This window comes from Streptomyces sp. RerS4 (genome assembly GCF_023515955.1).
Lineage (GTDB): Bacteria > Actinomycetota > Actinomycetes > Streptomycetales > Streptomycetaceae > Streptomyces.
In genome coordinates, this window is sequence record NZ_CP097322.1 from 5,551,680 (window position 1) to 5,573,257 (window position 21,578).

Here is a 21,578-nt window from a genome sequence, read left to right on the forward strand (position 1 = left end):
ATATAGATCCGCGATCCAGGATCGGTGGCGTTGCATCCGCCACCCGTTGCGGATGGGGCTGCTGACGTTCCCCCCTCAAAAGGCATTGGAAGGACTGGTCGCGCATGAGGACCGAGACGAACACCCTCCGCGGGCGCAGCGCCGCCGGATCTCCCGGATTCGCGCTGCGCCTGGACGGCGTCGTGAAGGAGTACGGAAAGACCGGCAGGGGCGTGCGCGCGCTCGACGGAGTCTCGGTGGGCATCGAGCGCGGCTCGTTCACGGCCGTCATGGGACCCTCCGGTTCCGGCAAGTCCACCTTCCTGCACTGCGCGGCCGGCCTCGACAAGCCGTCCAGCGGCAAGGCCTTCATCGGCGACACCGAGCTGGGGGCAATGAACGAGACGCAGCTGACCAAGCTGCGCCGCGAGCGCATCGGCTTCGTCTTCCAGGCCTTCAACCTCATCCCGGCGCTGTCGGTACGACAGAACGTCGAGCTGCCGCTGCGCCTGGCCGGCGAACGCCTCGACTCCGCCTGGCTGGAGGAGATCCTCACGCGCGTGGGCCTCGGCGGCCGTGCCACGCACCGGCCCGCCGAACTCTCCGGTGGCCAGCAGCAGCGCGTCGCGATCGCCCGCGCGCTGATCACCCGCCCCGACGTCATCTTCGGTGACGAGCCCACCGGCGCCCTCGACACCGTGACCGCCAAGGAGATCCTCTCCCTGCTGCGTTCCTGCGTCGACGAGACCGGCCAGACCGTGGTCATGGTCACCCACGACCCGGTCGCCGCCTCCTACGCCGACACCGTCCTCTTCCTCGCCGACGGTCGGATCGCCGACCGCATGCAGGCGCCCACCGCCGACCGCGTCGCCGACCGCATGACCCACCTGGGAGCGTGGGCCTGATGCTGCGCTACGCATTGCAGACCCTGCGCGCGCGCAAGGGCGGCTTCATCGGGGCGTTCCTCGCCCTCTTCTGCGCGGCCGCGCTCGTCACGGCCTGCGGCATCCTCCTGGAGACCGGTCTGCGGGGCACCATCGGCACCGAGCGGTACGCCGGCGCCCCCGTGATCGTCGGCGGTGACCAGAACGTCCACCAGGTCACCGTCAAGAAGAAGGGCGACAAGACCAAGACGAAGGAGAAGGAGAAGCCGCTCGGCGAGCGCGTCTGGCTCCCGGCCGACACCGTCACCGCGATCGGCTCCCTGCCGGGCGTGCGGGCGGCGCTGCCGGAGATCACCTTCCCGGCGTACGCGGTCACCCCCAAGGGCCAGATCGTCCCCGGCGTCGACGGCAAGCCGTCCTACGGGCACTCCTGGACCTCCGCGGCCCTGACCCCCTTCACCCTGGCCGACGGCGCCGCCCCGGTCGGCGCGAACGAGGTCGTCGTCGACCGCGAACTGGCCCGACGGGCCGGCATCAAGCCCGGCGACCAGTTGACCGTCCAGGCGACCGGCGCCCCCCGCACCTACCAGGTGACCGGCATCGCCGCCCCGTCCCGCGGCGACCTCAAGCAGCAGACCTCGCTGTTCTTCTCGGACGCCGAGGCCGAGCGGCTCTCGGGCCGCGCCGGACAGGTCGCCGTCGTCGGCGTCCTCGCCAAGGACGGCGTCTCCGCCGGCGAACTCGCGGCCCAGGTCTCCAAGGCCCTCGACGGGACCTCCGCCCAGGTGGTCACCGGCGGCGAGCGCGGCCCGGTCGAGTTCCTCGACGCGGCCAAGGCCCGCATCAAGCTGGTCTCCATGGGCGGCGCCATCGGCGGCACCTCCCTGCTCGTCGCGATCCTGGTGGTCGTCGGCACGTTCGCCCTCTCCATCCAGCAGCGCTACCGCGAACTGGCCCTGCTGCGCGCCATCGCGGCGACCCCCAAGCAGGTCCGCCAGCTCATCGGCCGCGAGGCGCTGATCGTCGGTTTCTTCGCCGGTGTGCTCGGCTCGATCACTGGTCTGCCGATCGCCTACTGGCTGCACGGCAAGTTCGTCGGCTTCAAGGCGATCCCCGACACCCTCGAAGTCACCTTCAGCGTCTTCCCGTTCTTCGCGGCCATCGGCGCGGCGCTCCTGGGCGCCTGGGCCGCCGCCCGGATCTCGGCCCGCCGCACCGCCCGCATCCGTCCCGCCGAAGCCCTGTCCGAGGCGGCCATGGAGCAGCGGAACTTCGCCTGGGGCCGCATCGGCACCGGTGTCGCGTTCCTCGCCGGCGGGGTCGTCCTCCTCGCGGTCCTCTCCGCGCTGCGCAGCGAGCCGGCGTCCACGCCGGTCACCTTCCTGTCGGTCGTCGTCCTGTCGGCCGCGATCTCGCTGCTGGGCCCGCTGATCGCCCGGATCGCGGTCGCCGTCCTCGGGATCCCGCTGCGGGCCTCCCGCGTCGGCGGCTACCTGGCCACGGCCAACGCCCGCGCCAACACCAAGCGGGTCGCCGCCGCCGTCACCCCGCTCGCCCTGCTGATCGGCATGGCCTGCACGGTGTTCTTCGTCCAGACCACCATGGGCGCGGCGGCCACCGCCCAGGCCAAGGCCGGCAACAAGGCCGACTGGGTCGTCGGCGCGGCCGGCCCCGGCGTGCCCGCGCAGGCCGCCGAAAACCTCCGCAAGGTCCCCGGCGTGTCGGCGGTGACCGAGGTCGTACGCACCTCCGTGCGCGTCGGCCTGGAGAAGTACCCGGCGCAGGGCGTCTCCACCGAGGGCCTGACCCTCACCTGGGACCCGGGCGTCACCGGCGGCAGCCTGGACGGCTTCGACGCGCAGAGCGTCGCGCTGAGCGACGTGGCCGCCGACAACCTGGGCAAGAAGCCGGGGGACAAGCTGAAGCTGACCCTCGGCGACGGCACCGAGACCGAGCTGAACGTCGCCGCCGTCTACGAACGCGGCCTCGGCTTCGGCGACCTGACGATGTCCCACGCGCTGGTCTCGAAGCACGTCGACAACCCGCTCGCCTCCTCCCTGCTCGTCAAGACGGCCGACGCCGGCAAGCCCGGCCGGGCCGAGTTGCAGAAGGCGATCGGCGCCCTCCCCGGCGTCGGCGTCCTCGACCGCGACCAGGTGGACGACCTCCAGGCGGAGGTCCAGCAGTCCAACGCCGAGGTGAACTACGTCGCGATGGGCCTGATCATCGCCTTCACGGCGATCGCGGTGGTCAACACGCTGGCCATGTCGGTCTCCGACCGCACCCGCGAGTTCGCGCTGCTCCAGCTCGTCGGCACCACCCGGCGCCAGGTCATGCGGATGCTGCGGATCGAGGCGGCCCTGGTGGTCATCATCTCCGCGGCCTTGGGCACGGGCGTCGCCTTCGCGGTCCTCACGGCCTTCAGCGTCGGGATGACCGGCTCCGCCTCCCCGTCCATCGACGGCTGGATGTACCTCGGTGTCCTCGGCTTCGCGGCGCTCCTGACGGCCCTGGCCACGCTGGTTCCGGGCCGCCTGGCCCTGGCCGGCCGCCCCGCGGACGTCATCGGCTCCCGCCAGTAACACCACAACGGCCGGAGGGCCGGCCCCCTCGGGGGCCGGCCCTCCGGCCGTTGTCGCCTGGTGCGCGGCCGGTCAGTTCAGCACCGCGCCACCGCCCTTGCGGTCCACCCGGCTGCGCCGGTGGTCCAGGTGCGCGTACACCCGGTGGAGCCAGCGGTCCTGGCCGTCGTATCGAGGGGTGAAGGAGGTCCGGCCGTGCACCGCGAGCCGGTTGTCGACCACCGCGAGGTCACCGACCCGCAGTGCCAGCGCCGACATCGTCCGCATGAGCGCCTCGCGCAACTCGCCCATGGCCACCTTGGCCTCGTCGTCCAGCGGATGCGTCGCCGCGAAGTCCACCAGGATGTTGGGATCCTCCGGGTCGCCGACGAGCACCGGGTGCGCGGGAGTCACCGAATTCAGGTCGCCGAACGACGGCGGCGGCTCGGTGAGGAAACGCGGCGCGGCCAATACCGAAACGGTGTGCTCGGAAAGCAGCGGAAGGGCCCGCCGAATGGAGGACGTGCAGAGCTTCGCATCACCCGTCGGGTCCTCGCGCACACACAGCAGACCGACATAGTCGGGCTTGTTGTCGTGGAACGCGTTCTCGACGTGGAGTTCCAGCAGAACGGAACCGGCATTGCTCTGCGAACTCTCACTGCCCGGAACCGGGACGACGTTCTGCACCAGGGCGCCGGTCTTCTCGCTGCGATAGGCGATGACCTCGCCGAGCTGGAGCATCGCCGCGGTGACGAGCGCGGACGCCACGGCCGGCGCCCGCTCCACCGAACCGGGAACGGTCGGGGTCTCGGGCAGCGGGTCGGTGGCCACCACCGGCATGTTGCGCAGCAGCAGCACCCCGTCCGGGCCGGCGTCGTGCCGGAACCGGCGGAGCGCCGTGAGCACCGAGCGGGGCAGCGTCGCCGACGCGTCGCGGACCACGTCCAGCCAGGCCGGATCGTCGATCAGGGCCGGCGTGGAGGCCAGGACCTCGCGGGCGACGGCGATCATCGCCTCGCGCTCTTCGTCGGTGAGGGTCAGGGCGTCCGGAGTCGAACCGGTCGCGGTAAGGGTAAGGGTGTGTTCCTGGGTCCGCGGCATGAAGAAATCCTCGGGTCGATGAGCGATGACCCGAGTCAGTTTCCGGACCTGTCCTATTCGATTCCTATGGTCTTCTCGCGCATTCTTCCGCGGTCGGCCCCGGACCTGCGTATAGGCGAGAGATAGTCGCCCGCCTCATGGTGATGGGGCGGCTTTGTCCACGGTCACGCGGTGAAAATCCTCGCGAATTCCGGCGGACCGCCGCACGACCCGCACCATCCGACGGGGGAGAAGAAGGGAGGACTTTCCATGGCATTACGCGAAGAGGGCCCCGCCCACGGCGCGGCGATGGCCGCGGCCGACGCGCTCGGCGCCCGGGGCGAGGCCCACGTCTGGTCGTGGCGCACACCGGAACGCACCGATCCGGACGATCTGCCGCTGCTGGACACCGAGGAGTTCCGGCGGGCGCTGTCCCTGCCGGCCGAACGGGACGCCGCCGCCTTCGTCCGCTCCCGCGCCGCCGCCCGCCGGGCCCTGGCCGGACTGTTCGGCCTCGACCCCCGGGAGATCGCCCTGGGTCGGCGCGACTGCCCCGGCTGCGGAGACGGCAGCCACGGCCCGCCGAAGCTCGTCGTCCCGCCCGCCCGGCTCGCGCTGAGCCTGAGCCGTACGGCCGGCTGCGGCGTCTTCGCCATCGGCGCGGGCGCCTCGATCGGAGTCGACGCCGAAGCCCTGCGTCCGGTGCGCACGGGCGCCACGAGCGACCCGGACCTCACCCCCGCCGAGCGGGACCACCTGCGGGAACTGGCCCCCGGGCCCGAACGGGACGCGGCGTTCCACCGCATCTGGACCCGCAAGGAAGCCGTGGTCAAGGCCACCGGCCTCGGGCTGTCCGGGGTCGAACTCGGCCTGCTGGAAACGCATCCGGCCCGCGGCGGTCCCGTACGGATCACCCACACCCACCGCGGCCGCACCACGGCCTGGACCGTCGAGGACCTCCGGCTCTTCGAGGACGTCGCGGTGGCCCTGGCCCGGCCGGCGGGACCCGCCGCGCACGGCCCCGTCCACCACCACGCACACCCCTGACCCGCCCGCGCTCCCCGCTTTGTCCGCACGTTCCGCTCCGTCCGCACGTTCCGCTCCGCCCCGTCCACCTTCCGGTACCGCATCGGCGAAAGGCCACAGCACCATGACCATCGAGTCCTTCTTCCCCGTGGAACAGCTGATCGCGGAGAACGCCTTCCAGGCCGCCTCCCCCACCGAAGCCCCCGAGCAGTTGTTGGGGCTGACCCCCGAGGACCTGACCGCGTACTTCGAGGCGATCGCCGAGGCCGTGGAGCGGGACGACCCGGGCCCGGCCGCGCGCGGCGGCTGGGAGGAGCGGGAGCGGCTGCGCTTCTCCACCTGGGTCCGTCAGGTCTACGAGCACCCGCTCTCGCCGGCCGTCTTCGCGCTCCCCGTCGGGCGCCTCGTCCGCGAGGTCCAACTCGCCCAGGCCGCGGAGTTGGCGTTCCGCATCGACGTGGGCCGGGCCCGGTCGAAGGCCGCGAAGCCCTCCGCCCAGGTGCGGGCCACCGCCGCCGTCGCGGCGGCCTGGGCGATCGCCGCCGACGCGCTGTCCCGCTCGCCGAGACCGCCGCGCGAGCGGATCGTCGGCGACGTGTGGACGATCGTGCGGGAGACCATCGAGCCGGCGCTGCGGCCGGCGGGCACCACGGCGTGGCAGCGTTCCCACAGCTCGTGGTGAAACCCGTTCCGTAGTCCGCCGCCGAGCCCGGCGTGGAGACCGCCGCCGAGCCCGGCGCGCGGCGCCTCGTCGCTCATCGCATCGCGGAGGGGAAGGCGTCACGGGTCGTCAGGGATCCCGCCAGAAGCCGTACCAGGTCGTTCCACCGGTACAGGGGCCTGCCCTGGGCGTCGAGCCCGGACAGTTCCAGCAGGGCGTGGTCCACCAGTTCGTCCAACGACGACTCCGCCTCCTCCTCCGCGGTGCCCAGCACCAGCGCCGCGTACTGGGCGCAGAAGGGCTCCGCGTCCCCGTCGGCCAGTCCCGTCAGCGCCGTCAGTTCCGCCGCGTGCAGCCGGCGCACCGCGTGCACCAGGGACTCCCGCACGCTCACGTCGCCGTACGCCAACTCGCCCAGCCGGGCGTCGGGATCGGCGAGGCGGGCCGCGAGGCGCGCCACCGGCCAGTGCGGCCGCGCGGCGAGCCGGGCCCCGGCGATGTGCAGGGCCAGCGGCAGGCCGGCGCAGTACGCCACCAGGTCGTCGGCCCCGTCCGGGTCCGCCTCCAGGCGGTCGTGGCCGACCAGGGAGGCCAGCAGCTCCAACGCCTCCTCGTCGTCGACCGGGGCCAACGCGGTGGTGTCCGCGCCCGCGACCCGGGCCAGCCGGGCCTGACCGGTGATCAGCACCGCCGAGGCGGGGCCGCCCGGCAGCAGCGGAGCCACCTGACGATCGCCCACCGCCCCGTCCAGCACCAGCAGCAGCCGGGCGCCCGAGGTCCGCGTCCGATACAGCCGGACCAGCTCCTCCAAGTCGCCCGAGACGGCGGCGGCCGGTGGCTCGCCGAGGGCGCGCAGCAACCGCACCAGCACCTCGGCCGGCTCCTTCGGGGCGCCGTCCGGGTGGCACAGCTCCACGAACAGCTGCCCGTCGGGGAAGTGCGCCGCGCACTCCTGCGCCGCGCGCACCGCCAGGGCCGTCTTGCCGACCCCGGCCATACCGGTGATCAGCAGCCGGCGCGGGCGGCCGTCCTCGCGGGTGAGCCGCCCGCACAGCGCGGCCAACTCCTCGCGGCGCCCGGTGAACTCCCCGTACGGGGCCGGCAGCATCGCCGGAGCCGGTCGGCCCGCGTCCGGCCGCTGCGGGGCCGCGCCCGCCGGTGCGCCGCCCGCTGCGTCAGCGGCGTCCGCGGCCTCTGCGCGGGGATGGCGGCGGTGGCGGCGGGGTGGTCGCGCCGGCCGTCGCCGCCGTCGGCTTCGGGGCGAAGGCGCCCGGGGCCGTCGCCTCGGCGCTCGCGTCGGTGTCCCAGCCGAGGCCGCCGCCCAGCACCGCCTGGTAGGTGGAGCCGAGCGCCTCGCCCGGGTCCACGCCGAGCTGGTCGGCGAGGACCGCGCGCCCCTCGTAGTAGGTGTGCAGCGCGTCGGCCTGCCGGCCGCAGCGGTACAGGGCCGTCATGAGCTGGGCGCGCAGGCGTTCGCGTACGGGGTGCTCGGAGACGAGCCCCGTGAGCTCGGCCGTGACCTGCTCGTGGCGGCCCACCGCGAGGTCGGCCTCGATCCGGCTCTCCAGCGCGATCATGCGCGCCTCCTCCAGCCGGGGCAGTTCGGCCTCGATCATCTGCTCGGTCGCGTTGGCGAGCGCGGTACCGCGCCACAGGTCCAACGCGTCGCGCAGCAGAGTCCCGGCCTCCTCGAAGCGTCGCTCGGCGAGGGCCTCGCGGCCCAGCCGGTCGAGCCGGTCGAACTCGATCAGGTCGATCCACGCCCCGGGCGCCCGCAGCACGTAGCCGGGCTGCCGTCGGACGATCTCGACCTCCGAGCCGAGGTGCTTGCGCAGCCGCGACATGTACGTGTAGATCTGCGCGCCGGCCGTGGCCGGCGGGTCCCACCCCCACAGCAGTGCGCTGAGCCGGGCATCGGAGACCACGCGTCCTTCGGACAGCAGCAGTGCGGCCAGCACCGTATGGACCTTGGAACCGGAGAGCGGGATCGTATCGCCGCCTCCCCGTTTGGCCTCGATCGGCCCGAGCAGCCGGAAGTCCATGCGGCACCCCCTTCTGGTGTGAGCATCCGTTCTGGATTCCAGAAGCTAATCGGGGGCCTTATTGGCGGGTTATCGCTCGGCAGGCGGTGCCGGGCGGGCCGCGATAGGGGCAGGTCGGCGCGGGTCGCGGCCGGCGCGCGGTGTCAGACGGGCAGTCCCCTGGGCTCCTTGACGCGCTTCATGATGATCTGCGAGTTCACCTCGGTGACCCCCGAGAGCGCCGTCAGCCGCTCGATCCACAGCCGTTCGTACGCGCGCAGGTCCGCGACGGCGATGCGCAGCAGGCACCCCGGGCTGCCGAAGAGCCGGTAGGCCTCGACGACGTCGGGGATGTCCTGGAGCGCCGCCTCGAAGGCCTCGACGGCCTCCCGGTCCCGGCGGACCTCCACCGAGACCAGCACCTCGAAGCCGCGGTCCACCGCCTCGGGGTCGATCACCGCGCGGTAGCCCTGGATCACCCCGTCCTGTTCGAGCTGGCGCACCCGGCGCATGCAGGGGGAGGGGGTCAGGCCCACCCGCTGGGCGAGTTCCTGGTTGCTGAGGCGTCCGTCGCGCTGGAGCTCGCGCAAGATTTCACGGTCAATGGCGTCCATGACGCAATTATCAGGCACGTTCATGGGGGAGGCGTGCTCCAAGGCGCAATCGCATTGCGCGTAGATCTCACTATCATTGCGACCCATAGGAAGTTTGTGCGAGGTCTCGAAATTGGGACCCCAGACCCCGTGAGGGAAGGGTGGCCATGGGACGCATCGTCGTCATCAGCACCGGTGGGACGATAGCCAGCCGGTGGATGGGCTCCGGCTTCGCCGCCGAGGCCGACGGCCGCGAGGTGATGGCCACCGCGCCGCTGCCCGAGGGCGTCAGCGTCGAGGTCGTCGACCTGTTCAGCGTGAACAGCCCGCGACTGACCACCGCCCACCAGCTGACCCTGCTGCGCACGGTCCACGAGGTCCTCGCCGACCCCACCGTCGACGGCATCGTCGTCACGCACGGCACCGACACCCTGGAGGAGTCGGCCTTCCTGGTCGACCTCCACCACCACGACCCGCGCAGCGTCGTGTTCACCGGCTCGCAGCTGCCGATGGGCTCCGCCGACGGCGACGGCCCCGGCAACCTCTACGACGCCCTGCTCACCGCCGCCACCACGCGCGGCCTGGGCGTCCTGATCGCCTTCGCCGGCCGGGTGCACGCGGCGCGGGGCACCGTGAAGACCCAGGCCGTGGCCCTGGACGCGTTCGCGGACCCCTCGAAGGAGCTGCTCGGCAAGGTCGGCTTCGGCAAGGTCACCGTCCTGCGCGAGCCGCAGCGACCGGCCCCCCTCGCCCTGCCCGCCATGCCGCAGCTCCCGCCGCGCGTCGACATGGTCATGCACCACAGCGACGGGGACGCGCTCCTGCTGAACGCCGCCGTCGAGGCGGGCGCCCGGGGCATCGTCCTGGTCGGCACCGGCGCCGGCAACGCCACCCCGGAGATCGTGGAGGCCGTCCGGGCCGCCATCGCCCGCGGGGTGCTCGTCGCGCTGACCACCCGGGTCGCGGCCGGCCCCGTCACCGAGATCTACACGCACGGCGGCGCCGTCGACCTCATCGCCGCCGGAGCCGTCGCCACCGGAACCCTGCGGGCGGCCCAGGCGCGCATCGCCGTCCTCTCCGCCCTGCTCGCCACCGACGAGCCCGCCGAGCAGGCCCGCCTCCTGCGCCGTGCCCTGGACGCGGCCGACTCGGTTCTCGTCGACGCGTAGGCAGACGCGTAGCGGTCCTCGACACGGCGACCCCCGCCCACCCGTGATCGGCACGGGTGGGCGGGCGTCCGCGTGGCGGGGCGTGCCGTTCAGTCCCGGCCGAACGCGGCCAGAATGCGGTCCGCCGCCGAAGTGGCCGTCAGGGTCCCGGCCCGCACCTCGGCCTCCAGGGCCGGCGCGAGGCCCCGTACGGCCGGATCCGCGTGCAGCCGGTCCAGCAGCGCGTCACGGACCATCGACCACGTCCACTCCACCTGCTGCGCCGCCCGCTTGGCCGCCAGCCGGCCGCCCGCCTCCAGCAGTCGGCGGTGCTGTTCGAGACGGTTCCAGACCTCGTCCAGCCCCGCCGACTCGCGCGCGCTGCACGTGAGGACCGGCGGGGTCCACGCCGCGTCGGACGGGTGCATCAACCGCAGCGCGCCGGACAACTCCCGGGCGGCGGCCTTCGCGTCGCGTTCGTGCGGGCCGTCGGCCTTGTTCACCGCCAGCACGTCGGCCAGCTCCAGCACGCCCTTCTTGATGCCCTGGAGCTGGTCGCCGGTACGGGCCAGGGACAGCAGCAGGAAGGAGTCGACCATCCCCGCCACCGTCGTCTCCGACTGGCCGACGCCGACCGTCTCGACGAGCACCACGTCGTAGCCGGCCGCCTCCATGACGATCATCGACTCGCGCGTCGCCTTCGCGACCCCGCCCAGCGTCCCCGCCGAGGGCGAGGGCCGCACGAACGCCGCCGGATCCACGGCGAGCCGCTCCATCCGCGTCTTGTCGCCGAGGATGGAGCCGCCCGTACGGGTGGACGAGGGATCGACGGCGAGCACCGCGACCCGATGACCCAGCCCCGTCAGCATCGTGCCGAACGCGTCGATGAAGGTGGACTTGCCCACCCCGGGCACCCCGCTGACGCCGATGCGTCGGGCCCGCCCCGCGTGGGGCAGCAGCGCCGTCAGCAACTCCTGGGCCAGGGCCCGGTGTGCGGGCAGGGTGGACTCGACGAGGGTGATGGCGCGGGCGATCACCGCGCGCTTCCCGTCGAGCACCCCCTTCGCGTACGCCTCGATGTCGATCTTCGGCACCGGCGCCGCCTACAGCTCGTGGCCCAGATCCGCGGCGAGCCGCGTCACCAGGTCGTGGGCCGCGTCCGGGATGACCGTGCCCGGCGGGAACACCGCCGTCGCGCCCATCTCCAGCAGCGTCGGCACGTCCGCCGGCGGGATCACCCCGCCGACCACGATCATGATGTCCTCGCGCCCCTCCTCCGCCAACCGCTCGCGCAGCGCCGGTACGAGGGTCAGGTGGCCGGCCGCCAGCGACGACACGCCCACCACGTGGACGTCCGCCTCGACGGCCTGACGGGCCACCTCCGCCGGGGTCTGGAACAGCGGGCCGACGTCCACGTCGAAGCCCAGGTCGGCGAAGGCCGTCGCGATGACCTTCTGCCCCCGGTCGTGGCCGTCCTGGCCCATCTTGGCGACCAGGATGCGCGGACGCCGTCCCTCCGCCTCCTCGAACCGGTCGACGAGCGCACGGGTGCGTTCCACGTTCGGAGCCTCGCCTGCCTCGGAGCGGTACACACCGGAGATCGTACGGATCTGGCTCGCGTGCCGCCCGTACACCTTTTCCAGTGCGTCGGAGATCTCACCCACCGTGGCCTTGGCGCGCGCCGCGTCCACCGCCAGGGCGAGGAGGTTGCCGTCGCCGCGCTCGGCCGCGTTCGTCAGCGCCCGCAGGGTGTCCTGGGTGAGCGCCTCGTCGCGCTCCTCGCGCAGCCGCCGGAGCTTGGCGATCTGCTGGGCGCGCACCGAGGAGTTGTCGACCTTCAGCACGTCGATCTGCTCGTCGCTCGCCACCCGGTACTTGTTCACGCCGATCACCGGCTGCCGGCCCGAGTCGATCCGCGCCTGCGTACGGGCGGCGGCCTCCTCCACCCGGAGCTTCGGGATGCCCGCGTCGATGGCCTGCGCCATGCCGCCGGCCGCCTCGACCTCCTCGATGTGCTGCCAGGCCCGCCGCGCCAGGTCGTACGTCAGCTTCTCGACGTACGCGCTGCCGCCCCACGGGTCGATCGACCGGCAGGTCCCCGACTCCTGCTGGAGCAGCAGCTGCGTGTTGCGGGCGATGCGCGCCGAGAAGTCCGTCGGCAGCGCGAGCGCCTCGTCGAGGGCGTTCGTGTGCAGCGACTGCGTGTGGCCCTGGGTCGCGGCCATCGCCTCGATGCAGGTGCGCGTCACGTTGTTGAAGACGTCCTGCGCGGTCAGCGACCAGCCGGAGGTCTGCGAATGGGTGCGCAGCGACAGCGACTTGGCGTTCTTCGGATCGAACTGCTTCACCAGCTTCGCCCACAGCAGGCGGGCCGCGCGCAGCTTCGCGACCTCCATGAAGAAGTTCATGCCGATCGCCCAGAAGAACGACAGGCGCGGCGCGAAGGCGTCCACGTCCAGCCCCACGGCCTGACCGGCCCGCAGGTACTCGACGCCGTCGGCGAGGGTGTACGCCAGCTCCAGGTCGGCCGTGGCCCCGGCCTCCTGGATGTGGTAGCCGGAGATCGAGATGGAGTTGTACCGCGGCATCTTCTGCGAGGTGAACGCGAAGATGTCCGAGATGATCCGCATCGACGGCTTCGGCGGATAGATGTAGGTGTTGCGGACCATGAACTCCTTGAGGATGTCGTTCTGGATGGTCCCGGCGAGCTTGTCGGGGGAGACGCCCTGCTCCTCCGCCGCCACGATGTAGAGGGCGAGGACCGGCAGCACCGCGCCGTTCATCGTCATCGACACCGTCATCTTGTCCAGCGGGATGCCGTCGAAGAGCTGGCGCATGTCGTAGATCGAGTCGATCGCCACGCCCGCCATGCCGACGTCGCCCGTCACGCGCGGGTGATCGCTGTCGTAGCCGCGGTGCGTGGGCAGGTCGAAGGCGATCGACAGGCCCTTCTGACCGGCCGCGAGGTTGCGCCGGTAGAACGCGTTGGACTCCTCGGCCGTGGAGAAACCGGCGTACTGACGGATCGTCCAGGGCTGGTTGACGTACATCGTCGGGTACGGGCCGCGCAGGTACGGGGCCACGCCCGGGTAGGTCGCCAGGAAGTCCAGGCCCTCCAGGTCCCGCCCGGTGTACAGCGGCTTGACGCCGATGCCCTCGGGGGTCTCCCACAGCAGGTCGCCGGTGGCGGAGCCCGTGGACTCCTTCACCGCCGCCCGCCAGCGGTCCTCGGTGGTCCCGGCGGATCCGCCGTCACCGAGGGCGAGTGCGGAGAAATCGGGGATGCTCACACTGCGCTCACTGTTCACGGGGCACTCCCATCCGGTCGAGTACGGAGGACAGCACGGCGACCGCGTCGCAGCCGGCGAAGACGTACTCGTCCACGGCGTCGGCCGAGGTGCCCGGCCTGCCCGCGAGGAACACCGTCGTGGCACCGGCCCCGCGCAGGGCGGCGGCCACCTCCGCCGCCCGCTCCTCGTAGAGGGCGTCACTGGAACACAGCACCGCCATGCCGTCCGCGCCGCTCGCCGCGTACGCCTCGGCGGCGCCGGCCGCGTCGACGGACACCGGGTCGTGGACCGGCTCGATGCCGCCCGCCTGGAAGAGGTTCGAGGCGAACGTGGCGCGGGCGGTGTGCGCGGCCGCCGGGCCGAGCGCCGCCAGGAAGATCCGGGGGCGGGCGCCGGTGGCGGCCAGGTGCGCGTCGCTGCGGGCGCGCAGCGCCTCGTAGGCCTCGTCGCGCCGGACGCGGGGCAGACCGCCGGCGGGCACCTCGGGCAGGGGCTCGCGTACGACGGGCTTCTCCGACAGCAGCGGGAACTCGCTGACGCCGGTGATCGGTTCGCGGCGGGTCGCCAGCTTCTTCGAGCGGGCCGCCCAGGTGGCGGCGAGCCGCTCCGCGACGAGCCCCGAGCGCAGGGCGGCCGCCTGGCCGCCCGCCTTCTCCACGGTCTGGAAGAACGCCCAAGCCGCGTGCGCCAGTTCGTCGGTGAGGCGCTCGACGTAGTACGAGCCGCCGGCCGGGTCGATGACCCGGGCCAGGTGCGATTCCTCCAGCAGGACGGTGGAGGTGTTGCGGGAGATGCGGCGCGCGAACGCGTCGGGCAGGCCCAGTTCGTGGTCGAACGGGAGCACCGTGACCGCGTCCGCCCCGCCCACGCCCGCCGCCATGCAGGCGACGGTGGTGCGCAGCATGTTCACCCACGGGTCGCGGCGCGTCATCATCACCGGCGAGGTCACCGCGTGCTGACGCTGCGCCCCGGCCGCCGGAGCCCCGCAGGCCTCGGCGACCCGGGCCCACAGCCGGCGGGCGGCGCGCAGCTTGGCGATGGTGAGGAACTGGTCGGCGGTGGCCGCGTAACGGAACTCCAGCTGTCCCAGAGCGGCTTCGACGTCCGCGCCGGCGTCGGTCAGCGCCCGCAGGTAGGCGACGCCGGTGGCCAGGGACAGCCCCAGCTCCTCGGCGGCCGAGCCGCCCGCCTCGTGGTAGGGCAGGGCGTCCACGGTCAGGGTGCGCACCGCCGGCCAGGCGGCGGCGCTCTCGCGGGCCAGTGCGGCCGCCGCGGGCAGGTCGAGGGCCTCACCGGTGCGGGCCTCGTGGCCCAGCGGGTCGATGCCCAGCGTGGCGCGGGCCTGTTCGGGGGCCACGCCGCGCTCCGCGTACAGGGCCAGCAACGCCCGCGTGGCGTCGGCGTAGGCGGCGCCCGGGTCGAGGACGACGGGCGCGAGGTCGAGGTAGACCCCCTCCAGCGCCCGCCCCAGCCCGTCGGCGGGCAGACCGCCCGGACCGACGGTCAGCCACAGCGAGGTGGTGCCGTTCTCCAGGTCGGCGAGGGCCGCCTCGTTCACCCGTACGGGATCACCGCCCGCGATGCGCTGGCGCACGTCCCAGCCGGAGGCCGAGGTGCCCTCCGGCGTACCGCCGCGCACGAACGGCGCGAATCCGGGGAAACCGGTGTCGGGGGCTTGCCCGTCGGGGCGCGCGGTGTAGAGGGGACGGGTGATGAGCCCGTCCTCAAGCGTCGTGGACAGGGCTGCTTCCGCCGCCTCGCCGGATACTTCCTTGCCCGACTTGCGCAGTACGCCTTCCACCAGGCGCTGCCACTGCTCATGTGTCGCGTCAGGAAACTCGGCGGCCAGGGAGAGCCCGTCGTCAGGCAGGACCGTCATGGCTCGAATGCTAGGGGGGCCGTTCGAGCGAGACCATAAGCGCCGGATGTGATCTCGCACTCCCAGGTCAGACGGCCGAAACGCCCACTGCCCGGCCCCACCGGACCCCATCGGACCTCACCCGACCCCTCACGCGGGGAGCGAGTTGGGGTGCGAGCGGCGGCGGGCCGCGCTGAGGAGGGCCTGGATCTGGGCGCCCGACTGCTCGACGTCGTCCAGGGGGGAGGGGAAGGGCAGCCGTACGTCGGTGTGGCCGCGCCGTTCCTCCAGGCGCAGGGTGATCCCGTAGCGGTCCAGGGCCAGCGGCAGCGCGCGGACGACGGCGGCCGTGGGGAGCGGGTGGACCAAGCGCAGCAGGAGGGTGACGAGTTCGGGGTGGTCGTCGAGGAGGTGTGTGAGCATGCCGGCCTCGTACGGGGCGAGCGGGTCGGGCCAGGCGTCGTCCAGCTCCTCCAGTCCGATGTACGAGGTCCCGTCCGCGGTCTCCAGGATCGCCTGGCCGTACTCGACGCAGGTGGTGGCCCCGGGCTCGGCGCTCTCGTCGGCGTACGGGGTGAGGAGCCGGCCCACCACCGTGACGCGGGCGCGCACCCGGTCGCGTACCGGGGTGGGCGCGATGTCGGTGAACTCCAGCCGGATGGCGGGGCGGACGTCGGGGAGGGCGGGGGCGGGGTGTCCGGCGGAGGGCGCGGCGGGGTGGAGGTGGAGCCGGCCGAGGACGTCGCTGCCGTCGAGGTGGCGGACCTCCTCGCGGACGCCGTCGGTGACGACGGTCATCGAGTGCGCGGCGGCGAGGACGGACCGCACCCGCTCGGCGTCGGTGGGCCGGGCGGGCCGGGTGGGCCCGGTGGCGGCGGGCGTGGCGGCGGAATCACCGGGCAGGCGCATGCGTCTCTCCATCGTCCGGAGTGGTTAGGTATGCCTAACCTAACCTAGCCCATCGGGTGGAGGGGCGGGACCCCGCGCCTCCGGATCCGGCCGGTTCCGTACGGCCGCTCGTGTCGTTGTTGGGCTGAACGGGTGAAACGCGAGAGGATGGGGGGATGCACATGAAGCGTGAGGCCGAGGCGGCCCGGTGAGCAGGTACGACGTCACCGACGAACAGTGGGAGGGACTCGCGCAGGTGGTGCCGCTGCGCAGTCGCAACGAATGGCCCTCCCGGGTGGACCACCGCACGATTCCCAAGGTCCCCGGGGCCGCGGCGGCGGAACAGCGGCGCTTCGTGGTGATCCGGGTCCAGATCTTCGCGGACGCGCGGGAGGTGGCGGAGTACCTGATCGCGCAGATCCCGGTGCTGCTGGACCTCACGGGCGCGGACAGCGAAGTGGCCAAGCGCATCCTGGACTTCAGCAGTGGCGTGGTCTTCGGACTGGGCAGCGGGATGCACCGGGTCGACCGGAACGTCTTCCTGCTCGCGCCCGTCGGGACCGAGGTCGAGGGAATCGCGGCCGCGGCCGTCCCCCGATCGTAGGAAGGTCGCGACGAGCAAACGGTTCGGCGGGCCCCCGGACGCCCCGGGGGCCCGTACCGTCCGGCCATGGACGCCACCCTGGACACGGCGCGAGCCGCCACCCCCACCCCACCGGCCGCATTACCCACCCCGACCACCCGCCCCGAGCCGGCCGCTCGCCCCGAGCCGGCCACCCGCCCGGAGCCGGCTGCTCGCTCCGTGCCGGCCGCTCGGTCCGTGCCGGTTGGCCGCTCGGTGCCGGCTGCTCGTCCTGAGGCGGCCGCTCGTCCCGGGTCGACCGCCCGTCCCGCCCCGGCCGGCCGCCCCGTGTCGGACGCTCGTCCTGAGCCGGCTGCTCGTCCTGAGGCGGCCGCTCGGGCCGAGGCGGTCGTTCGGGCCGAGGCGGCCGGGTTCGACCCGGCGGGGACGGCGGGTGGGTATCGGCGGCCCGCCGTGACCGAACTTCGGCTGTCCGCCTTCGGCCCGCACCGCGCGGCCAGCTTCGAGCTGGGCCCCGCGACCCTCTTCGCCGGCGCCAGCGGCAGCGGCAAGTCGCAGGCCCTGGCCGCCTACGAGGCCCTGGCCGCCCTCGGCTCCGGACGCACCCTCGACGAGGTCTTCCCCGACCCGACGGCCCGCGTACCCGAACGGGCGCGCGCCGACGCGGACGGACGCCGCGGCTTCCGCTTCGGCTGCACGGTGGACGGACCCGTCGGCCCCGTCCGCCTCGACCTGGCCGTCCAGGCCGAACCGGTGCTGCGGATCGCCGGCGAACGGCTCACCCAGGGCGACCGCGTCCTGCTGAACACCGCCCAACGCGACCCGCGCCGGCGCTCCGTCGAGGCCGCCTGGCTGACCGGCGGCGCCATCGGCATGACCCGCGCCCCCCTCCCCGACGACCGCCTGGGCACCGCCCTGCTCCCGCTGCGCGTCGCCGGCGCCACCGCCGGACAGCGGTGCGTCCTGGCCGCCGCCGAACAGGTCGTCGTCGCCCTGCGCTCGGTGTTCCCGTGCGACCCGAGGCCCGAGCGGATGCGGGCGCCGGTCCCCACCGGCGCGGGGCGACTGCGGCGCGACTGCGGCAACCTGGCCGACGTACTGCGCCGCACCCGCGACGAATGCGGCACCCGGCACGCCCTGTTGGCCGGCGCGGCGCGCACCGGCTGCGCCGGCCCGGTCGTCGAACTGGCCGTACGCGGCCCCGGCGGCCCCGGCGGCGGACTCGTCACCGCCCTGCTGGAACGCGGACCCGACCGGCCCGCCACCGACCTCGGCCGACTCGGCGCGGGCGAGCTGCGCTTCCTCGCGCTGGCGCTCGTCCTGCTCACCGGGCCCGGGGTGCTGGCCGTGGACCCGGCCGCCGAACTGCTCTCGGCCCGGCAGGCGCTCACCGTCCTCGCCGACGGGTTCGACCGCGACCTCGACCGGAGCCAGAGCGCCGAACTGCTCCGCCTGGCCCTGCTGTCCGGCGCACGCGGTCACATCCGGCTCGTCGCGTCCGTCGGGGAGCGGACCGCCGCAACCGCCCGGGGGGTCTCCGGCGTCTCGGTGGTAGACCTGTCCCCATGAGTGCCGATCCCGCCCCGACCCCCGACCCCACCCCCGATCCTTCTCCGGAAGGCGAACGGCTGTACCGACTCCAGCGGCGGCTCGCCGATTTCGCCGCCGCCCGCGACTGGGGCCCGTACCACACGCCGAAGAACCTGGCCGTCGCCCTGAGCGTGGAGGCGTCCGAACTGGTCGAAATCTTCCAGTGGCTGACACCGGAACAGTCGGCGGAGGTGATGGAGAAGCCCGAAAGCGCACACCGGGTGACCGACGAGGTGGCCGACGTACTGGCGTATCTGCTGCAGTTCTGTGAGGTTCTCGGGGTGGATGTGCTGGATGCGCTGGCCGCGAAGATCGACCGGAACGAGCTCCGCTTCCCCGTGACCGGTTCGTCGCCTACTGATCGTCACTCTTCGGAGTGACGGCGTCGTCCACAACCATGTTTGTGTCCACAGATTTCCGAATACCCCTGGCTTTACTGGCTCGTTGCCTTCACTCTGGGTAGTGGAGGACGGCGGGATGTCGTGCGGACGGGGGACGGCATATGGATGCGGTACGGCTCATCGCGGCCGGCCGGCACGCTCTGGCACAGAGCGGCGCCGCGTGGGACATCGTGGGAGAGGCCTGGCAGGCCCAGGCGTTGGCGCAGGGGATGGGGAGCTGGCTGGCGGTCACCGGGCCGCCGGAGCTCAGATCGGAGGCACGGGGACTGGGGGAAGCGGGAGGCAGAGGCTGCGGCGTCATAGACCGGGCCGCCCTGCGCGGTGAGGGCAGCGCGCCCGAGATGCCGCCGAGGGCGGCGCGGCTGACCGGCGTCGCCGATGTCCGACAGGCGCTGCTCGGGCTTCAGGCACTGCTCGGGGAGGTCGGGATAGCCCTCGTGGGGGTGGCCTGCGCGACGGACGACGAAAGCCTGTACTGGCAGTGCATAGAGTCGATCGACGCGGCCGACGAGTCCAGCGATCGGGTGCGCTCCCTGCTGCGCCGGATGGTGGTGCGGGAGCGGGGGTCGGCCTCGGGCGTGCTCTGAGGCCGATGGGTCCCGCCGCGCACGGCGGGACCGCACGTTCGGAAGCGACCGGTCGCAGTCCGAGGCGGAGGGGTCCGCTCAGAAGTCCCGGTCTCAGTGGTGGGGGTGGCGCTCGCCCTCGTGCACGCGGCTGCCCGGGGCCGCCTGTGCGGCGGTCGGAGCGCGGTCAGCGGTGTGCTGGAGGTCGGCGTCGAGCTGGGAGAGGTCGGCGTTCAGCGCCGCCATCAGTTCTTCCATCTGCTGCAGCAGGCCCTTCGGCGCGTCGCCCTGGGCGGGCACCGCGGACTCCTGGCGTGCTTGGTCGTGTGCTGCCTGTCCGGTGTGTCCGGTCTGTCGGGGGGTCTCCGGCACGACCTCGTGGGACATGGCGGCCTCCTCGGCCCTGGCCCTTCCGAGGCGGAAGGGGGCGGTGGACGCGTCGGTCGGCAGGCCGCCGGCGCGCGGGCCGGGCGGTCCGGCTCCGTCCGAGCCAACGATCCCCATCCGCCCTGGTCACTGGCAGGGCGAAGCGCGGGCCGCCCGGTTGACGCAGATTCACCCGGCAGGGGTGGGAGAAGGGCAGGATGGAGGCATGGAGCTTCGTATTTTCACCGAACCCCAGCAGGGTGCCAGCTACGACACCCTCCTGAGCGTCGCCAAGGCCACCGAGGACCTGGGCTTCGACGCCTTCTTCCGCTCGGACCACTATCTGCGGATGGGGTCCGTGGACGGCCTGCCCGGTCCCACCGACGCCTGGATCACCCTCGCGGGCCTGGCCCGCGAGACCAAGCGGATCCGGCTCGGCACGCTGATGACGGCCGGCACCTTCCGGCTGCCCGGCGTCCTCGCGATCCAGGTCGCGCAGGTGGACCAGATGTCCGGCGGCCGCGTCGAGCTGGGGCTCGGCGCCGGCTGGTTCGAGGAGGAGCACAAGGCGTACGGGATCCCCTTCCCGGCCGAGCGGATGGCCCGGCTGGAGGAACAGCTCGCCATCATCACCGGCCTGTGGGCCACCGCGCCCGGCGCCACCTTCGACTACCGGGGCACCCACTACCAGGTGGAGAACTCCCCGGCCCTGCCCAAGCCCGCCCAGGCCAAGGTGCCCGTCCTCATCGGCGGGCACGGCGCGCGGCGCACCCCGCGCCTGGCCGCGCGGTACGCGGACGAGTTCAACATGCCCTTCGCCTCGGTGGAGGACAGCCGCCGGCAGTTCGCGCGCGTCCGGGAGGCCGCCGCCGACGCCGGACGCAAGGCGGAGGAACTCGTCTACTCGAACGCCCTGGTGGTGTGCGTCGGCAAGAACGACGCCGAGGTCGCCCGTCGGGCCGCCGCCATCGGCCGCGAGGTCGACGAGCTCAAGGCCAACGGCCTGGCCGGCTCCCCGGCCGAGGTCGTGGACAAGCTCGGCACCTACGCCGCCATCGGCTCCTCCCGCGTCTACCTCCAACTCCTCGACCTCGACGACCTGGACCACCTGGAACTGATCTCCTCCCAGGTGCTCGCCCGGCTCGGCTGACCGGACGGAGACCACACCGTGCCCCGCGCGACCGGCCCGCTCGCCGAAGCCCTGGCCCGCCGACCGGTACTCCTGGACGGTGGGCTCGGCAACCAGCTGACCGCGCAGGGCTGCGACCTGTCCGGCGCCCTGTGGACGGGCCGGGTGCTCGCCGAACGACCGGACCAGGTGGAGGCCGCCCACACGGCCTACGTCGAGGCCGGCGCCGAGGTGCTGATCACCGCGAGCTACCAGGTCGGGCACGACCCCGCCCTCGCGGCGCGTTCCGTACGGGTGGCCGACCGCGCGGCGCGCGCCGCCGGGCACGCGGTGTGGGTGGCCGCCTCCGTCGGCCCGTACGGGGCGGTCCTCGCCGACGGCAGCGAATACCGGGGCCGGTACGGGCTGACCGGCCCGCGGCTGGAGGCCTTCCACCGGCCCCGCGTCGAGGCCCTGCTCGCGGCGGGGCCCGACGTCCTCGCGCTGGAGACCCTCCCCGACACCGACGAGGCCGATGCCCTGCTGCGCGTCCTGGCCGGGACGGGCGCACGGGCATGGCTGAGCTACACCGTCGCGGGCGAGCGCACCCGGGCCGGTCAGCCCCTCGCCGAGGCCTTCGCGCTCGCCGCCGCCGCGCCCGAGGTGATCGCGGTCGGCGTCAACTGCTGCGATCCGCGCGATGTCCTGCCCGCCCTGGAGGCGGCCGCCTCGGTCACCACCAAGCCCCTCCTCGCCTATCCCAACGACGGCTCCGTCTGGGACGCGAACACCACGACCTGGCACGCCCCGCCCGTCCCCGTCCCCTGGCCCGTCCCCGCCTGGTTGCACACCGGCGCCCGCCTCGTCGGCGGCTGCTGCCGCGTCGGCCCGCCCGACGTGGCGGCGCTGAGTCCGACCCTGCGCCCCGAGGCCGGCTCCGGGCCCGTCCCGCGCCCGGAAAAGCAGTAGGTCCGC

The 21,578-nt window shown here is 73.4% G+C and carries 20 protein-coding genes; 11 read left to right on the forward strand and 9 right to left on the reverse strand.

Going from position 1 to position 21,578, the window contains the following annotated elements:
- Positions 1 to 104 precede the first annotated feature (104 nt).
- Together M4D82_RS25680 and M4D82_RS25685 are read left to right on the forward strand one after the other, a co-directional pair.
- Positions 105 to 884 carry an ABC transporter ATP-binding protein gene (locus M4D82_RS25680; RefSeq protein ID WP_249768286.1) on the forward strand — a complete coding sequence of 260 codons (780 nt, stop codon included), beginning with the start codon at positions 105 to 107 and terminating at the stop codon, positions 882 to 884.
- On the forward strand, positions 884 to 3,445 hold the full coding sequence (locus M4D82_RS25685) for an FtsX-like permease family protein (RefSeq protein ID WP_249768287.1): 2,562 nt from the start codon (positions 884 to 886) through the stop codon (positions 3,443 to 3,445). Before M4D82_RS25680 ends, M4D82_RS25685 begins: the two co-directional genes overlap by 1 nt.
- 72 nt (positions 3,446 to 3,517) lie before the next feature.
- Here the strand turns inward: M4D82_RS25685 and M4D82_RS25690 are convergent, their stop codons facing one another.
- Positions 3,518 to 4,525, reverse strand: coding sequence for a TauD/TfdA family dioxygenase (locus M4D82_RS25690; protein ID WP_249768288.1), 1,008 nt, complete (start codon positions 4,523 to 4,525; stop codon positions 3,518 to 3,520).
- A 249-nt stretch (positions 4,526 to 4,774) separates the two neighbouring features.
- On the opposite strand from M4D82_RS25690, the gene M4D82_RS25695 reads away from it, so the two are divergent.
- Positions 4,775 to 5,551, forward strand: coding sequence for a 4'-phosphopantetheinyl transferase family protein (locus tag M4D82_RS25695; protein ID WP_249768289.1), 777 nt, complete (start codon positions 4,775 to 4,777; stop codon positions 5,549 to 5,551).
- Positions 5,552 to 5,654: 103 nt separating this feature from the next.
- On the forward strand, positions 5,655 to 6,212 hold the full coding sequence (locus tag M4D82_RS25700) for a hypothetical protein (RefSeq protein ID WP_249768290.1): 558 nt from the start codon (positions 5,655 to 5,657) through the stop codon (positions 6,210 to 6,212).
- Between the two features lie 73 nt (positions 6,213 to 6,285).
- Here the strand turns inward: M4D82_RS25700 and M4D82_RS25705 are convergent, their stop codons facing one another.
- The 3 genes from M4D82_RS25705 to M4D82_RS25715 all read right to left on the reverse strand — a co-directional run bounded on the left by M4D82_RS25705 (position 6,286) and on the right by M4D82_RS25715 (position 8,826).
- The gene (locus tag M4D82_RS25705; RefSeq protein ID WP_249768291.1) at positions 6,286 to 7,299 is read right to left on the reverse strand and encodes an NB-ARC domain-containing protein; all 1,014 of its coding nucleotides are present in this window, start codon (positions 7,297 to 7,299) and stop codon (positions 6,286 to 6,288) included.
- 67 nt (positions 7,300 to 7,366) lie between these two features.
- Complete coding sequence (locus M4D82_RS25710) at positions 7,367 to 8,233, reverse strand: AfsR/SARP family transcriptional regulator (protein ID WP_249768292.1); 867 nt, start codon at positions 8,231 to 8,233, stop codon at positions 7,367 to 7,369.
- 143 nt (positions 8,234 to 8,376) lie between these two features.
- Entirely contained in the window at positions 8,377 to 8,826 is a 450-nt protein-coding gene (locus M4D82_RS25715; protein ID WP_249768293.1) for an Lrp/AsnC family transcriptional regulator, read from the reverse strand.
- Between the two features lie 146 nt (positions 8,827 to 8,972).
- Here M4D82_RS25715 and M4D82_RS25720 point away from each other — a divergent pair, with 146 nt between their 5' ends.
- Entirely contained in the window at positions 8,973 to 9,974 is a 1,002-nt protein-coding gene (locus M4D82_RS25720) for an asparaginase (RefSeq protein WP_249768294.1), read from the forward strand.
- Between the two features lie 89 nt (positions 9,975 to 10,063).
- Here the strand turns inward: M4D82_RS25720 and meaB are convergent, their stop codons facing one another.
- From meaB to M4D82_RS25740, 4 genes are all read right to left on the reverse strand, one after another.
- On the reverse strand, positions 10,064 to 11,047 hold the full coding sequence (meaB, locus tag M4D82_RS25725; protein WP_249768295.1) for a methylmalonyl Co-A mutase-associated GTPase MeaB: 984 nt from the start codon (positions 11,045 to 11,047) through the stop codon (positions 10,064 to 10,066).
- Between the two features lie 9 nt (positions 11,048 to 11,056).
- Positions 11,057 to 13,243 (reverse strand): methylmalonyl-CoA mutase, encoded by a 2,187-nt coding sequence (gene scpA, locus M4D82_RS25730; protein WP_249768296.1) that lies wholly within the window; start codon positions 13,241 to 13,243, stop codon positions 11,057 to 11,059.
- A gap of 7 nt (positions 13,244 to 13,250) precedes the next feature.
- Positions 13,251 to 15,122 carry a methylmalonyl-CoA mutase family protein gene (locus M4D82_RS25735; protein WP_249768297.1) on the reverse strand — a complete coding sequence of 624 codons (1,872 nt, stop codon included), beginning with the start codon at positions 15,120 to 15,122 and terminating at the stop codon, positions 13,251 to 13,253.
- Positions 15,123 to 15,251: 129 nt separating this feature from the next.
- Entirely contained in the window at positions 15,252 to 16,010 is a 759-nt protein-coding gene (locus M4D82_RS25740) for a DUF2470 domain-containing protein (protein WP_249768298.1), read from the reverse strand.
- A 187-nt stretch (positions 16,011 to 16,197) separates the two neighbouring features.
- Between M4D82_RS25740 and M4D82_RS25745 the strand changes: the two genes are divergently transcribed.
- The 4 genes from M4D82_RS25745 to M4D82_RS25760 all read left to right on the forward strand — a co-directional run bounded on the left by M4D82_RS25745 (position 16,198) and on the right by M4D82_RS25760 (position 19,150).
- A complete protein-coding gene (locus tag M4D82_RS25745; protein ID WP_249768299.1) occupies positions 16,198 to 16,593 on the forward strand; it encodes a cell division protein SepF in 396 nt (131 codons plus the stop codon).
- 66 nt (positions 16,594 to 16,659) lie between these two features.
- Entirely contained in the window at positions 16,660 to 18,141 is a 1,482-nt protein-coding gene (locus M4D82_RS25750) for an AAA family ATPase (RefSeq protein ID WP_502988999.1), read from the forward strand.
- Between the two features lie 59 nt (positions 18,142 to 18,200).
- On the forward strand, positions 18,201 to 18,542 hold the full coding sequence (locus tag M4D82_RS25755) for a nucleotide pyrophosphohydrolase (protein WP_249772159.1): 342 nt from the start codon (positions 18,201 to 18,203) through the stop codon (positions 18,540 to 18,542).
- Between the two features lie 122 nt (positions 18,543 to 18,664).
- Positions 18,665 to 19,150, forward strand: coding sequence for a DUF6099 family protein (locus tag M4D82_RS25760; protein WP_249768301.1), 486 nt, complete (start codon positions 18,665 to 18,667; stop codon positions 19,148 to 19,150).
- A gap of 93 nt (positions 19,151 to 19,243) precedes the next feature.
- Here the strand turns inward: M4D82_RS25760 and M4D82_RS25765 are convergent, their stop codons facing one another.
- Entirely contained in the window at positions 19,244 to 19,516 is a 273-nt protein-coding gene (locus M4D82_RS25765) for a hypothetical protein (protein WP_502989000.1), read from the reverse strand.
- 205 nt (positions 19,517 to 19,721) lie between these two features.
- On the opposite strand from M4D82_RS25765, the gene M4D82_RS25770 reads away from it, so the two are divergent.
- Positions 19,722 to 20,645: an LLM class F420-dependent oxidoreductase gene (locus M4D82_RS25770; RefSeq protein WP_249768302.1), complete on the forward strand. Its 924-nt coding sequence runs from the start codon at positions 19,722 to 19,724 to the stop codon at positions 20,643 to 20,645.
- A gap of 18 nt (positions 20,646 to 20,663) precedes the next feature.
- The gene (gene mmuM, locus M4D82_RS25775) at positions 20,664 to 21,572 is read left to right on the forward strand and encodes a homocysteine S-methyltransferase (protein WP_249768303.1); all 909 of its coding nucleotides are present in this window, start codon (positions 20,664 to 20,666) and stop codon (positions 21,570 to 21,572) included.
- The last annotated feature ends 6 nt before the right edge of the window (positions 21,573 to 21,578 follow it).